The sequence below is a fragment of the Streptomyces sp. NPDC055955 genome, from assembly GCF_042270245.1.
GTDB lineage: Bacteria > Actinomycetota > Actinomycetes > Streptomycetales > Streptomycetaceae > Streptomyces.
The window spans coordinates 122,405-136,347 of the sequence record NZ_JBHJYS010000008.1 but is presented as its reverse complement, the minus strand read 5'-3'; the positions used below and the strand labels follow the sequence as shown (position 1 = coordinate 136,347).

At 69.8% G+C, this 13,943-nt stretch carries 15 protein-coding genes and 1 pseudogene; 15 read left to right on the top strand and 1 reads right to left on the bottom strand.

Translation table 11 applies throughout. The annotated features are described in order from the left end of the window. Nucleotides 1–5 precede the first annotated feature (5 nt). The 11 genes from lepB (ACFC96_RS18250) to ACFC96_RS18200 all read left to right on the top strand — a co-directional run bounded on the left by lepB (ACFC96_RS18250) (nucleotide 6) and on the right by ACFC96_RS18200 (nucleotide 9,484). Nucleotides 6–704, top strand: a complete 699-nt coding sequence (lepB, locus tag ACFC96_RS18250; RefSeq protein WP_376613124.1) for a signal peptidase I — start codon at nucleotides 6–8, stop codon at nucleotides 702–704. Further along, on the top strand, nucleotides 697–1,782 hold the full coding sequence (lepB, locus tag ACFC96_RS18245) for a signal peptidase I (RefSeq protein ID WP_376613122.1): 1,086 nt from the start codon (nucleotides 697–699) through the stop codon (nucleotides 1,780–1,782). The genes lepB (ACFC96_RS18250) and lepB (ACFC96_RS18245) overlap by 8 nt, the downstream gene beginning before the upstream one ends. Then, complete coding sequence (gene lepB / locus ACFC96_RS18240; protein ID WP_376259147.1) at nucleotides 1,670–2,659, top strand: signal peptidase I; 990 nt, start codon at nucleotides 1,670–1,672, stop codon at nucleotides 2,657–2,659. The genes lepB (ACFC96_RS18245) and lepB (ACFC96_RS18240) overlap by 113 nt, the downstream gene beginning before the upstream one ends. Before the next feature lie 59 nt (nucleotides 2,660–2,718). Next, the gene (gene lepB, locus ACFC96_RS18235; protein ID WP_376613121.1) at nucleotides 2,719–3,474 is read left to right on the top strand and encodes a signal peptidase I; all 756 of its coding nucleotides are present in this window, start codon (nucleotides 2,719–2,721) and stop codon (nucleotides 3,472–3,474) included. Next, complete coding sequence (locus tag ACFC96_RS18230) at nucleotides 3,464–3,985, top strand: NUDIX hydrolase (RefSeq protein WP_116509352.1); 522 nt, start codon at nucleotides 3,464–3,466, stop codon at nucleotides 3,983–3,985. The genes lepB (ACFC96_RS18235) and ACFC96_RS18230 overlap by 11 nt, the downstream gene beginning before the upstream one ends. A gap of 55 nt (nucleotides 3,986–4,040) precedes the next feature. Further along, complete coding sequence (locus tag ACFC96_RS18225; protein ID WP_003965949.1) at nucleotides 4,041–4,349, top strand: DUF2469 domain-containing protein; 309 nt, start codon at nucleotides 4,041–4,043, stop codon at nucleotides 4,347–4,349. Between the two features lie 129 nt (nucleotides 4,350–4,478). Beyond that, complete coding sequence (locus ACFC96_RS18220; protein ID WP_376259144.1) at nucleotides 4,479–4,862, top strand: YraN family protein; 384 nt, start codon at nucleotides 4,479–4,481, stop codon at nucleotides 4,860–4,862. Beyond that, on the top strand, nucleotides 4,862–6,481 hold the full coding sequence (locus ACFC96_RS18215; protein ID WP_376613119.1) for a YifB family Mg chelatase-like AAA ATPase: 1,620 nt from the start codon (nucleotides 4,862–4,864) through the stop codon (nucleotides 6,479–6,481). The genes ACFC96_RS18220 and ACFC96_RS18215 overlap by 1 nt, the downstream gene beginning before the upstream one ends. After that, nucleotides 6,478–7,638 (top strand): DNA-processing protein DprA, encoded by a 1,161-nt coding sequence (dprA, locus tag ACFC96_RS18210; protein ID WP_376613117.1) that lies wholly within the window; start codon nucleotides 6,478–6,480, stop codon nucleotides 7,636–7,638. The genes ACFC96_RS18215 and dprA overlap by 4 nt, the downstream gene beginning before the upstream one ends. Before the next feature lie 347 nt (nucleotides 7,639–7,985). Next, entirely contained in the window at nucleotides 7,986–8,822 is an 837-nt protein-coding gene (gene whiG / locus ACFC96_RS18205; protein ID WP_376259136.1) for an RNA polymerase sigma factor WhiG, read from the top strand. Between the two features lie 104 nt (nucleotides 8,823–8,926). Next, the gene (locus ACFC96_RS18200; RefSeq protein ID WP_376613272.1) at nucleotides 8,927–9,484 is read left to right on the top strand and encodes a TetR/AcrR family transcriptional regulator; all 558 of its coding nucleotides are present in this window, start codon (nucleotides 8,927–8,929) and stop codon (nucleotides 9,482–9,484) included. A 184-nt stretch (nucleotides 9,485–9,668) separates the two neighbouring features. On the opposite strand, the pseudogene ACFC96_RS18195 reads toward ACFC96_RS18200, so the two are convergent. Continuing rightward, nucleotides 9,669–10,163, bottom strand: a pseudogene (locus ACFC96_RS18195) (murein hydrolase activator EnvC family protein); the annotation flags it as partial. A 284-nt stretch (nucleotides 10,164–10,447) separates the two neighbouring features. On the opposite strand from ACFC96_RS18195, the gene rpsB reads away from it, so the two are divergent. The 4 genes from rpsB (at nucleotide 10,448) to frr (ending at nucleotide 13,941) form a co-directional block, all read left to right on the top strand. Next, entirely contained in the window at nucleotides 10,448–11,350 is a 903-nt protein-coding gene (gene rpsB, locus ACFC96_RS18190; protein ID WP_376259134.1) for a 30S ribosomal protein S2, read from the top strand. A 93-nt stretch (nucleotides 11,351–11,443) separates the two neighbouring features. Further along, entirely contained in the window at nucleotides 11,444–12,280 is an 837-nt protein-coding gene (gene tsf / locus ACFC96_RS18185) for a translation elongation factor Ts (RefSeq protein ID WP_376259132.1), read from the top strand. Between the two features lie 207 nt (nucleotides 12,281–12,487). Then, entirely contained in the window at nucleotides 12,488–13,258 is a 771-nt protein-coding gene (gene pyrH / locus ACFC96_RS18180) for a UMP kinase (protein WP_100595086.1), read from the top strand. Between the two features lie 125 nt (nucleotides 13,259–13,383). Next, on the top strand, nucleotides 13,384–13,941 hold the full coding sequence (frr, locus tag ACFC96_RS18175) for a ribosome recycling factor (protein ID WP_093780078.1): 558 nt from the start codon (nucleotides 13,384–13,386) through the stop codon (nucleotides 13,939–13,941). The last annotated feature ends 2 nt before the right edge of the window (nucleotides 13,942–13,943 follow it).

The following is a 13,943-nucleotide window of genomic DNA, read 5'->3' as shown; positions in this document are numbered from 1 at the left end:
CCTCGATGGACACCGAAGCACAGACAACGGAACGCGATCGCGCCTCCCGTCCCTCCGTACACGAGGGTGGGGAGGAGCGGTCGCGTTTCGCGTTTGTGTCGTGGGTCGCGTCCTGGCTTCCCGGCGGCCGCCTGACTCTGTCGGCGCTGCTCGGCCTCGTTCTGCTGCTCCTGCTGAGCGTCTTCGTGATGCAGCCCTTCCAGATCCCCAGCGGTTCCATGGAGCCCGCATTGAGGGTCGGGGACCGCGTTCTCGTAAACAAGTTGGCGTACCGTTTCGGTGCTGAGCCGCAGCGGGGCGACGTCGTGGTCTTCGACGGGACCGGGTACTTCGGTGACGCCGACTACATCAAGCGGGTCGTGGGCGTGGGGGGAGACCATGTGGTCTGCTGCGACAGCAAGGGGAGGATCGGGGTGAACGGCGAACCGGTGGACGAGAGCACGTTCCTGTACCCCGGAAACACCCCTTCCGAGGCCCCCTTCGACCTCGTCGTGCCCGACGGCACCCTCTTCCTGCTCGGTGATCACCGGGGCGACTCGCGGGACTCACGCGACTACCTGGGCGCGCCCGGCGGCGGCATGGTCCCCGTGGGTGAAGTGATCGGCAAGGCCCAGTGGATCGCCTGGCCGACGGGTCACTGGGGCTCCCTGTCCCGAAACGACGTCTACGCGCGCGTGCCCGCACCTGGCGGGGCCCATGGGTAACCGTGGACGCTCCCCCTCGCGCAGGGGCGGCGGCGACACCCGCCTGCCCACCGGGACGCGGCGCGCCGGCAGCCCGCCGCTGCCGGGCCGTGCCGAGCGGCGCAGGCTGGCGCGCAAGGTCAAGCGACGCCGACAGCGCTCCGCGCTCAAGGAGATCCCGCTCCTCATAGGGGTCGCGCTGCTGATAGCACTCGTCCTGAAGACGTTCCTCGTCCAGGCCTTCGTGATCCCGTCCGGCTCCATGGAGCAGACGATCAGGATCGGCGACCGGGTCCTCGTCGACAAGTTCACCCCGTGGTTCGGCGCGAAGCCGCACCGCGGCGATGTCGTCGTCTTCAAGGACCCCGGCAAATGGCTGGAACAGGAACAGGGCACGAAGAAGGACGCCCCTGTCGGCGTCAAACAGGTGAAGGAAGGGCTCAGCTGGATCGGCCTGTTGCCCTCGGACGACGAGCGCGACCTCATCAAGAGGGTCGTCGCGGTCGGCGGTGACACCGTCAAGTGCTGCGACAAGCAGGGCCGCGTCACGGTCAACGGGACGCCCCTGAACGAGCCGTACATCCACCCGGGTGACGTGCCGTCAAAGTTCGAGTTCGAGGTCAAGGTGCCCGAGGGGCGCCTGTTCGTGATGGGCGACCACCGCTCCAACTCGGCCGACTCCCGCTTCCACCGCACCGAGGCATTCAGCGGCACCGTCTCGGAGAAGTCGGTCGTCGGCCGGGCCCGCGTCATCGCCTGGCCGGTCGGTCACTGGAGCACGCTCCCGGAGCCGGGCACCTATGCGACTGTGGGCGCCGCGCAGAACAGGTCGGCCGCAGCCAGGCAACCGTCGCATAGGGTGGCCTCCGAGGATCTGAACGGATTGATCCCTCTCCCGAGCCCTGCGGAACTCCCGCTCGTTATGGGAGTGGTGGGCCTGCATCGCGTATGGGACGACAGGCGGCGGCACGGAGTGAGGAGTGGATGTGGGGGACTTGGCGGTCGGCGCACGGTCAGGGCACGGGCCCGACGAGCAGCCCGGGCGATCCGACGACGGAGCGGCAGCGGCCGCGACGGGCGCCGTGAACCTCGAGAGTAACGGCGCGGACGGCAACGGACACAGTGGTGGCCGCGGCGACGGTCCGGGAGGCGGCGCCGAGGGCGCCAGCAGGTCGGGCGGTCGGGCGAAGAAGCCCCGCTCCTTCTGGAAGGAGCTTCCGCTCCTCATCGTCATCGCGCTGGTTCTGGCGCTGGTCATCAAGACGTTCCTGGTACAGGCGTTCTCGATTCCGTCGGCGTCCATGGAGAACACCCTGCAGATCGGCGACCGCGTGCTCGTCGACAAGCTGACGCCGTGGTTCGGCTCCGAGCCCGGGCGCGGCGAGGTCATCGTCTTCCACGACCCGGACGGCTGGCTGAAGGACGAGCCGACGGCCGAGCCGAATCCGGTGCAGCGGCTCCTCGGCTGGATCGGGCTCATGCCGTCCACGAACGAAAAGGACCTCATCAAGCGCGTCATCGGCGTCGGCGGCGACACCATCGAGTGCAACGGGACGGGACCGCTCCAGGTCAACGGCAAGGCGCTCAACGAGCCGTACGTCTACCCGGGGAACACCCCGTGCAGCGACGACAATGTGGGCGGCAAGTTCAAGGTCACCGTACCCATTGGCAAAGTTTGGGTCATGGGTGACCACCGTCAGGACTCGATGGACTCCCGGTACCACCAGCAGGACAGCAACCAGGGCTTCGTCCCCGTGGACAACGTCGTGGGCCGCGCGATCGTGGTCGCCTGGCCGCCCACCCGCTGGACGACCCTGCCTGTGCCGGAGACCTTCGACCAGCCGGGCCTGAACGCCGCGATGGGAGCGGCCCCGGGCGCGCTCGGGCTCGCGGGCGCCGCGCCGCTCGTCCTGTGGCGCAGGCGTCGGCTTACCCAGGGGAACACCAGGGTTTCTGAGGTGAAGACCGCCGGGTAGGGTGCCGTCCCAGATCGCCGATCTTCCGCGGCGAATCTCCGAGGCGGGGAGCAACTGGGATGAGCAGGACGCGTCGTACGGACGAGGGCCATGGCCGGCTCGGCAGCATGCTGTCGGGGTTGGCCGTGGCCCTTGGCTGTGTGCTGTTCCTGGGCGGGTTCGTGTGGGGCGCCATCGTGTACCAGCCGTACACGGTGCCCACCGAGTCGATGACGCCGACGATCGGCGCCGGCGACCGGGTTCTCGCGCAGCGCATCGACGGCAGTGAGGTCAAGCGCGGCGACGTCGTCGTCTTCACGGATTCGGTGTGGGGCGACATGCCGATGGTCAAGCGGGTCGTCGGCATCGGCGGCGACAAGATCGCCTGCTGCGAGGCCGGCAAGCTGACCGTGAACGGCAAGGGGATCGACGAACCGTATCTCCCCAAGGGGCAGGGCCCCTCGGCCACGGGCATCCCGGCCACCACGGTTCCCGAGGGTCGGCTCTTCCTGCTCGGTGACGAGCGCAGCGGCTCTCTCGACTCCAGCGTCCACATCGGCGACTCCAACCACGGAACGGTGCCGCGCAGCGCCGTGGCCGCCCGGGTCGACGCCGTGGCCTGGCCCATGGACGGCATGCTCGCGCGGCCCACGGGCTTCGAGGCGCTGCCGGGCGGGCTCTCCCAGCCGGGTCCCCTGAGGCTGGTTCTGGCCGCCGTGGTCGCGGGAGCCGTCCTGGTGCTCGGCGGGGCCGCGTACGGGCCGATCGCCAAGCGCGCGAGCAGGAGCGGCGGCCGGTCGCAGACGTCGGCGCGGGAGCGGGCCCTTGCGGGCTGAGCCGCCCGGCGCCGGCCGGGAGCTGCGGAAGGTGGCGCGGGTCGTACTGCTCGACCCCGACGACCGCATTCTGCTGCTCCACGGGCACGAGCCCGGCGACACCGCCGACGACTGGTGGTTCACCCCGGGCGGCGGACTGGAGGGCGACGAGACCCGTGAGCAGGCCGCACTGCGCGAGCTCGCGGAGGAGACGGGCATCACCGACGTCGAGCTCGGCCCGGTCCTGTGGCGGCGCACCTGCTCCTTCCCGTTCGACGGGCGGCGCTGGGACCAGGACGAGTGGTACTTCCTGGCCCGTACGACGGCCGCTGTGGCCGGGGCGGAGATCGCCGGGGCGGGCCTGACCGAGCTGGAACGGCGCAGCGTCGCCGGAGCACGTTGGTGGACGTGCCGGGAACTGACCGAGGCACATGAGACGGTGTATCCGACCAGGCTCGCCGGGCTGCTGGAACGGCTGCTCGACGAGGGTCCCCCGAGTCGTCCCCAAGTCCTCGACACGGAAATCGTCTAGAGGCGTACGGGGCTGACGCACAATAGGGGGACGCACGGCTGAAGGGGAACATGCCATGAGCGCCGAGGACCTCGAGAAGTACGAGACCGAGATGGAGCTGAAGCTCTACCGGGAGTACCGCGACGTCGTCGGTCTGTTCAAATACGTGATCGAGACCGAACGGCGCTTCTACCTCACCAACGACTACGAGATGCAGGTGCACTCGGTCCAGGGTGAGGTTTTTTTCGAGGTGTCCATGGCGGATGCCTGGGTGTGGGACATGTACAGGCCCGCACGGTTCGTGAAGCAGGTCCGGGTGCTCACGTTCAAGGACGTGAACATCGAGGAGCTGAACAAGAGCGATCTGGAGCTGCCGGGCGGGTGATCCGGCGTCCTTGAGTAGGTGAGGCTCGCTGGATCGGGTGGCTGGGTTGTCCACAACCCGTGAGTAGTGCACCAAGATCCACTTCTTCGGCGCCCATGCCTCAGCGTGGGCGTCGGAGGTGGTGCCGACATGAAGGCGTCCAAGGCGCGCAGCGCACTCGGAAAGTACGGCGAGGAGCTGGCCGCACGGCGGCTGGCCGAGTCCGGACTGACGGTCATCGAGCGCAACTGGCGCGCGGGCAGGACCGGTGAGATCGACATCGTCGCCCGGGAGGGCGACGCCCTCGTCGTCTGCGAGGTGAAGACCCGCAGGGCGTCCGGCCCGGCCGGGTCCTTCGAGCACCCGATGGCCGCGGTCACACCCGCCAAGACCCAGCGGCTGCGGGACCTCGCGGAGCGCTGGGTGCAGGAACACGGGGGAGCGCCACCCGGCGGCGTACGCATCGATGTGGTCGGGGTCCTTCTGCCGGAGCGCGGCGCCCCCGTCGTCGAGCACGCGCGGGGGGTGGCCTGATGGGGTTCGCGCGCACCTGCTCCGTGGCCCTCGTCGGGGTCGAGGGCGTGGTCGTCGAGGTCCAGGCCGACCTGGAGCCCGGGGTCGCCGCCTTCACACTGGTCGGACTGCCCGACAAGAGCCTGTCGGAGAGCCGCGACCGGGTCAGGGCGGCGGTCGTCAACTCCGGCGGGGAGTGGCCGCAGAAGAAGCTCACGGTGGGGCTGAGCCCGGCGTCCGTACCCAAGAGCGGCAGCGGATTCGACCTGGCCATCGCCAGCGCGGTGCTGGGCGCTGCCGAGCGGATCGATCCACGGGTCCTCTGCGAGATCGTGATGATCGGCGAGCTGGGGCTCGACGGCCGGGTCCGGCCCGTTCGCGGGGTGCTGCCGGCCGTCCTGGCGGCGGCCGACGCGGGCTACGAGCAGGTCGTGGTCCCCGAGTGTTCGGCAGGCGAGGCCGCTCTCGTCCCGGGTGTCTCGGTCCTCGGCGTACGGAGTCTGCGCCAGCTCATCGCGGTCCTCACGGACGAGCCGGTCCCGGACGAGCCGCCCGACGAGACCGGGCGCCCTGACTCGATGCTCGCCGGCCTGAGCATTCCGGGCCAGGGTCTCGGTGTGGGCCTCGCCGGGATGCCGCACGACGCCCACGCCCTCGATCTGGCCGATGTCGTCGGCCAGCGCGCGGCACGCACGGCGATCGAGGTCGCGGCCGCCGGCGCCCATCACGTCCTCCTCCAGGGACCGCCAGGTGCCGGCAAGACCATGCTCGCCGAGCGGCTGCCGCTGGTCATGCCGCCGCTCACCCGCGAGGAAGCCCTCGAAGTGACGGCCATTCACTCGGTGGCGGGCATGCTTCCGCCGGGCAAACCGATGGTCGACGCCGCCCCCTACTGCGCGCCCCACCACTCGGCGACGATGCAGTCGCTCGTCGGCGGCGGACAGGGGATGCCGCGACCGGGCGCGGTGTCGTTGTCCCACAGAGGAGTGCTTTTTCTGGACGAGGCGCCGGAGTTCAGCGGGCAGGCACTCGACGCACTGCGCCAGCCGCTGGAGTCGGGCCACGTGGTCATCGCCCGCAGCGCCGGGGTGGTGCGGCTGCCCGCCCGCTTTCTGATGGCGCTGGCAGCCAACCCGTGCCCGTGCGGCAACCACGCGCTCGTGGGCGGCGGCTGTGAGTGTCCTCCGGCGGCGGTCCGCCGCTATCAGGCGCGCCTCTCCGGTCCCCTGCTCGACCGCGTCGACCTCAGGGTGGACGTGGAGCCCGTCACGCGGGCCGAGCTGACCGGGAGCGGCACACAGGGCGAGACCACCGCCGTCGTGCGCGAGCGCGTGAGGGCCGCCAGGGAGCGGGCCGCGGCGCGGCTCGCTCAGACGCCGTGGCGGACGAACAGCGAGGTGCCCGGGCACGCCCTGCGCACCCGGTGGCCCGCGGGACCGGGAGTCATGGACGAGGTCGAGAACGACCTGGAGCGCGGCTTCCTGACCGCCCGGGGCGTCGACCGTGTGCTGCGGGTCGCCTGGACCGTCGCCGACCTGTGCGGCCACGACCGGCCACGCGCGCAGGACGTGGCGCTCGCCCTTCAGCTGCGCACCGGGATCTCGCGGGGTGTGGCCATGGCCATCGGGGGGTCGGCGTGAGCGGGGCGGAGGTCTCCGACGGAATCCGGCTGGCCAGGGCCGCCCTCACCCGGATCGTCGAGCCCGGAGACGAGAGGGCGGGGCGGTGGATCAGGGAGTTCGGAGCGGTGGACGTCGTGCGGCGCATCGTCGAGGACGGGGAGCCGTTGCCCCAGGTGAGCGAGGGCCGGTGGGCGGGGCTGCGGGCCAGGGCGGCCGGCGTGTCGCCCGAGCGTGACCTGGAGCGGGCGGCGGGCGTGGGGGCGCGGATCGTGTGTCCCGGGGACGCCGAGTGGCCGGCCCAGCTGGACGATCTCGGCGACGCGCGGCCCGTCGCCCTGTGGGTGCGGGGGCGGCCCTCCCTGCGGATGTGGGCGTTGCGGTCCGTCGGGGTCGTGGGGGCGCGGGCCTGCACGGACTACGGGGCGCGGGTGGCGGCGAGCCTCGGAGCGGGGCTCGCGGAGCGCGGCGGCGTCGTCGTGTCGGGCGGGGCGTACGGAGTGGACGCAGCCGCGCACCGAGGGACCCTGGGCGCGAGCGGTGCCACCGTGGCGGTCCTTGCCTGCGGGGTCGACCGGCCCTATCCACGCGGCCACGTCCAGCTGATCGACCGGATCGCGGAACAGGGTCTCGTCATCGCGGAGTTGCCACCCGGTGATCATCCGACGCGGAGCAGATTCATCCTCCGCAACCGCCTGATCGCCGCGCTCACCCGGGGGACCGTCGTCGTGGAGGCCGCGTACCGCAGCGGTGCTCTCGGTACGGCGCGCTGGGCTCAGCGTCTGGGCCGTCACACGATGGGGGTTCCCGGGCCGGTCACGAGCACCCGTTCCGCAGGGGTGCACGAACTGCTGCGCGGGGAAGCCGCTCTCGTCACCGACGCGGCGGAAGTCATGGAGCTGGTCGGGGACATGGGGGAGCTCGCGCCGAGGCGGCGCGGTCCCGTACTGCCGCACGATCTGCTCGCGCCGGGCGCCGCGGCGGTCCTGGCGGCGCTGCCCGTCGGCAGAGCTGTCGGTGCGGGGGACATCGCCCGGGCCGTGGGCATCGGAGTCGACGACACAATCGGGAGGTTGTACGAACTGCACTCACTGGGGTTCGTCGAACGACACAGCGATGGCTGGCAGTTGACACGCCAGGCGATCCGGCCTGTCCGGCCGCCCGAGGATAATCGGTGACGGAGGGTATTGAGCCGTCCGGATGACGGCCGAACCCCTTGGCATTACGGGGCGTTGGCGTTTCGCCCTGGTCACTTACAGCGACAGATGTGATCTCGCAAGTCGCCCAACGGAACGTATCTGCGCACGCGCGATCCCATAGCCTTCGCACACTGCGACACCGCAGTCACGCTACGCTCACCTGGATTCCGGCTCGTTCGGTTCAATCCGGAATCAGCCCGGCAACGAAGAGCAACCACGATCAGATGGGCAACCGAGCATCAGACAGTTACCTTGGGATCTTTACCCTCAGTCCGGCCTCAGGCGAACAAAACACAAGTTCACGGCAGAACGGCACAAGGCGACGAATGCCCCAGCACACCTCCGGGTCTGACCGGGCTGCGGTTCCCCCCGCTGCCCGTGGCGGCGTGCGGCCTCCTGCTCCCTCTTCGCTCGAGGAGCTGTGGAGGTCGTACAAGGCGACGGGTGACGGGCGATTGCGCGAGCAGCTCATCCTGCACTACTCGCCGCTGGTCAAATACGTCGCGGGACGCGTCAGCGTCGGGCTGCCGCCCAATGTCGAACAGGCCGACTTCGTGTCCTCGGGCGTCTTCGGGCTGATCGACGCGATCGAGAAGTTCGACATCGAGCGCGAGATCAAGTTCGAGACGTACGCGATCACCCGGATCCGCGGCGCCATGATCGACGAACTCCGGGCGCTCGACTGGATTCCGCGCTCCGTACGGCAGAAGGCGCGCAATGTCGAGCGGGCGTACGCCACGCTCGAGGCGAAGTTGCGGCGGACCCCGTCGGAGAGCGAGGTCGCCGCCGAGCTCGGCATCAAGATCGAGGAACTGCACGCGGTCTTCAGCCAGTTGTCCCTCGCGAACGTGGTGGCCCTCGAAGAGCTGCTGCACGCCGGCGGCGAGAGCGGCGACCGGCTCAGCCTGATGGACACGCTCGAGGACCAGTCCGCCGACGACCCGGTCGAGGTCGCCGAGGACCGCGAGCTGCGGCGGTATCTGGCGCGCGCGATCAATACGCTGCCGGAGCGTGAGAAGACCGTGGTGACGCTCTACTACTACGAGGGCCTGACCCTCGCGGAGATCGGCAATGTGCTCGGGGTGACCGAGAGCCGCGTCAGCCAGATCCACACCAAGTCCGTCCTCCAGCTCCGCGCGAAGCTGGCCGGCTTCCGGCGCTGACGATGCGGAATCGTCCCTGCCGGGCCGTGCGCGGGGCGGGACGACTCCCGCGGCGCGCGTCCCGTCCGTAAAGTGGTGGCGTGCCAAGGATTCGAGCGGCCTCAGTGGCCGAGCACCGGTCGATGCAGCGCGGCGCCCTTCTGGACGCGGCGCGCTCCCTGTTGTCCGAGGGCGGGACGGAGGCGCTGACCTTCCCCGCGCTCGCCGAGCGCACCGGGCTCGCCCGGTCCTCCGTGTACGAGTACTTCCGGTCACGGGCCGCGGTCGTCGAAGAGCTCTGTGAGGTCGACTTCCCCGCCTGGGCGGCGGAGGTCTCCACGGCGATGGAGCGTGCGGGTACGCCCGAGGGCAAGGTCGAGGCGTATGTGCGGGAGCAGCTCTCGCTGGTGGGCGATCGGCGACACCGCGCCGTCGTGGCCATCTCGGCGAGCGAGCTCGACTCAGGGGCGCGCGAGAAGATCCGCGCCGCGCACGGCGGTCTGGTCGCGATGATCGTCGAGGCGCTCGCCGACATGGGCCACACGGAACCACGCCTCGCGGCGATGCTCCTTCAGGGAGTCGTGGATGCGGCGGTCCGCCGGATCGAACTGGGCGCGGCGGAAGACCCCTCGGCGATCACCGAGGCGGCCGTGGGCATGGCCCTGCGGGGCGTCAGCGGCTGATCCCGGGCGCGAGCCCTGGAGACGGCGCCGGGACGAGCGGCGGCGGAACCGGCCTCGGTGCGGTGCCTGGCGTCGTACCGGTGACGGCGCCGGATCGGGGCGGTAGTCGTGGGGCCAGTGGTGGGAGCGCCGGTGGTGGGTCGGTCCCGGGCGGGACCCGTCCCGGTGCGGCGGCAGTCGGGGGCACCGGCAGCAGCCGCGACGGACCTTGTCGCAGCAGTCGCGGGGGCAGCAGTGACAGCGGGTCCAGATACGTGTCGCCGCGCAGCAAGCCCCAGTGCAGGCATGGCGTAGGGCCGCAGTGGTTCGCCGGGGGTTCCAGCACACCCAGCAACTCGCCCGGCGCCACCCGGGCGCCCTTCTTCACCGATGGCGTCACCGGTTCGTACGTGGTGCGCAGAGGCGGGTCGCCCGTTCCGGACAGTTCCACCGCCACCACCCCGGTGCCCGCCACGCGCCCCGCGAAGGACACCCGGCCGGGCGCCACCGCTCTGACCGGGGCGCCGACGGGCGCGGCCAGATCCACGCCGCGGTGGCCCGGCCCGTACTCCGTCGCGGGCGGGGCCCAGCCCCGTACGATCGGTGGCCGCGTCCCCACCGGCCAGGCGGTGCCCACGGCGGGTACCGGCGGGGGCGGCACGAGGCCGGACAGCGCCGCGGTCATCGTCAGCATCAGCATCAGTCGCATGCACCGAACGGTCCCTTCCCGGCGCGATCCGCGGGGATCATGGACCGCAACTGTGGACCACCGGCCGGTTGTGGACAGCGGCGTCACCCGGCACCTCGCGGGTCCCGTACACTTCTGATGGCGATCCGGGTCACCGGATCGACTTCGCACGCCCCAACACCAGTTCATTCGTGACGGTGTCCGCGCTCCTCGGTCCCTCGTGGCACAGCGCGCGGGGCGTCAGGCGCGACAGCAATCCTGCGGTCGCGGCAACCGAGAACCCAAGGAGTACGGCCATGGCCGTCGTCACGATGCGGGAGCTGCTGGAAAGCGGCGTCCACTTCGGTCACCAGACCCGTCGCTGGAACCCGAAGATGAAGCGCTTCATCTTCACCGAGCGCAACGGCATCTACATCATCGACCTGCTCCAGTCGCTGTCGTACATCGACCGCGCCTACGAGTTCGTCAAGGAGACCGTCGCCCACGGCGGCACGGTCATGTTCGTCGGTACGAAGAAGCAGGCGCAGGAGGCGATCGCCGAGCAGGCGACCCGCGTCGGCATGCCCTACGTCAACCAGCGCTGGCTGGGCGGCATGCTCACCAACTTCTCGACCGTCTACAAGCGTCTGCAGCGCCTCAAGGAGCTTGAGCAGATCGACTTCGAGGATGTGGCCGCGTCCGGCCTCACCAAGAAGGAGCTGCTCGTCCTCTCCCGCGAGAAGGCCAAGCTGGAGAAGACCCTCGGCGGTATCCGCGAGATGTCCAAGGTGCCCAGCGCCGTCTGGATCGTGGACACCAAGAAGGAGCACATCGCGGTCGGTGAGGCCCGGAAGCTCAACATCCCGGTCGTCGCCATCCTCGACACCAACTGCGACCCCGACGAGGTCGACTACAAGATCCCGGGCAACGACGACGCGATCCGCTCCGTCACCCTGCTCACCCGCGTGATCGCCGACGCCGTCGCCGAGGGCCTCATCGCCCGCTCCGGTGCCGCCACCGGCGACCAGAAGCCGGGCGAGAAGGCCGCCGGCGAGCCGCTCGCCGAGTGGGAGCGCGACCTGCTCGAGGGTGAGAAGAAGGCTGACGAGCAGCCGGCCGCCGAGGCTGAGGTCCAGACCTCCGCCGAGACGGAGAAGGTCGCCGACGCCGAGGCCGAGGTTGTCGCCGAGGCTCCGGCCGCGGACGCCGAGCAGGCCTGAACCTCACCGGTTCGGTAGTTGACGGCGGGGGCCGAGTCGGCCCCCGCCGTTCACCCGTAGATCTTCCAGACTTCGAGAGAGAATTTCAGGATCATGGCGAACTACACCGCCGCTGACGTCAAGAAGCTCCGCGAGCTCACGGGCGCCGGCATGATGGACTGCAAGAAGGCGCTCGACGAGGCCGACGGCAGCGTCGACAAGGCCGTCGAGGCCCTGCGCATCAAGGGCCAGAAGGGCGTCGCCAAGCGCGAGGGCCGCTCCGCCGAGAACGGCGCCGTGGTCTCCCTCATCGCCGACGACAACACCTCCGGTGTCATCCTCGAGCTGAAGTGCGAGACGGACTTCGTCGCCAAGGGTGAGAAGTTCCAGGCCGTCGCGAACTCCCTCGCCGCCCACGTCGCCAAGACGAACCCGGCCGACATCGCGGCGCTGCTCGCGTCCGAGATCGAGCCCGGCAAGACCGTCCAGGCGTACGTCGACGAGGCCAACGCCAACCTCGGCGAGAAGATCGTCCTCGACCGCTTCGCCCAGTTCTCCGGCGCGTACGTCACCGCGTACATGCACCGCACCATGCCCGACCTGCCCCCGCAGATCGGTGTTCTGGTCGAGCTGGACAAGGCCGACGCCGACCTCGCCAAGGGCATCGCGCAGCACATCGCCGCCTTCGCGCCGAAGTACCTCTCCCGTGAGGACGTCCCGGCCGAGGTCGTCGAGTCCGAGCGTCGTGTCGCCGAGGAGACCACCCGCGCCGAGGGCAAGCCCGAGGCCGCGCTCCCGAAGATCGTCGAGGGTCGCGTCAACGGCTTCTTCAAGGAGGCCACGCTCCTCGGCCAGCCGTACGCGCTGGACAACAAGAAGTCCGTGCAGAAGGTCCTGGACGAGGCCGGTGTCACCCTGAAGCGCTTCTCGCGCATCAAGGTCGGCATCTGAGTCCGTACCGCGACAGCCGGAAGACACCGCTAGGGTCGACGAGATCCCAGTAGGGTCGACAGCAGTCTCCCGCGTACGCCGCACGCGCGTGCGCGTCGGGTGACCGCAGATGTGACGAGGAGGCCATTGCCGAGTATGGGATGCGAACAACACCCCACCGGCAATGGCCTTCTTTGTATGTGTGCCAAGTAAAGAGGCGAGATCACCATGACCACCACCAAGGCCGACAAGGGCGACAAGAGCGACGACGGCAAAGGCGCGGGGCGCTTTTTGCTGAAGCTGTCCGGCGAGGCGTTCGCCGGTGGCGGGGGTCTGGGCGTCGACCCCGACGTGGTGCACAAGATCGCCCGTGAGATCGCGGCAGTCGTGCGCGACGGCGCGCAGATCGCCGTCGTCATCGGCGGCGGCAACTTCTTCCGCGGCGCCGAGCTCCAGCAGCGCGGCATGGACCGGGCCCGCTCCGACTACATGGGCATGCTCGGCACCGTCATGAACTGCCTCGCGCTCCAGGACTTCCTGGAGAAGGAGGGCATCGACAGCCGCGTACAGACCGCCATCACCATGGGGCAGGTCGCCGAGCCGTACATCCCGCTGCGCGCCGTGCGCCACCTGGAGAAGGGCCGCGTCGTCATCTTCGGCGCCGGTATGGGCATGCCGTACTTCTCCACCGACACGACCGCCGCCCAGCGCGCCCTGGAGATCGACGCCGAGGCGCTGCTCATGGGTAAGAACGGGGTGGACGGGGTCTACGACTCCGACCCGAAGACCAACCCCGAGGCCGTGAAGTTCGACGCGCTCAGCTACGGCGAGGTCATCACCCGCGACCTCAAGGTCGCCGACATGACCGCGATCACCCTGTGCCGCGACAACAAGCTGCCCATCCTCGTCTTCGAACTGCTCGCCGAGGGCAATATCGCGCGAGCGGTCAAGGGTGAGAAGATCGGCACGCTCGTGGGCGACCACGGAACGCGGGCCTGACACGCCCCCCCCGCCAGGGGATGGACAATGTCCTGCCGGTCGGACACCGTGCAGGAAAGACACACGACGCAGCCGGCCGCCCTGGGCGCATGCCGGGCCTCACTCAAGACACGCAGGAGCAAGTGGTGATCGAAGAGACCCTCCTCGAGGCCGAGGAGAAGATGGAGAAGGCCGTCGTGGTCGCCAAGGAGGACTTCGCCGCGATCCGCACCGGCCGTGCGCACCCGGCGATGTTCAACAAGATCGTGGCGGACTACTACGGCGCGCTGACCCCGATCAACCAGCTGGCCTCGTTCTCCGTGCCCGAGCCGCGGATGGCCGTGGTGACCCCGTTCGACAAGAGCGCGCTGCGCAACATCGAGCAGGCGATCCGCGACTCCGACCTCGGCGTCAACCCGAGCAACGACGGCAACATCATCCGTGTGACGTTCCCGGAGCTGACCCAGGACCGTCGCAAGGAGTACATCAAGGTCGCCAAGACCAAGGCCGAGGACTCCAAGATCTCGATCCGCTCCATCCGCCGCAAGGCCAAGGAGACGATCGACAAGCTCGTCAAGGACGGCGAGGTCGGCGAGGACGAGGGCCGCCGCGCCGAGAAGGAGCTCGACGACACCACCGCGAAGTACGTCGCCCAGGTGGACGAGCTGCTCAAGCACAAGGAAGCCGAGCTGCTCGAGGTCTGAGG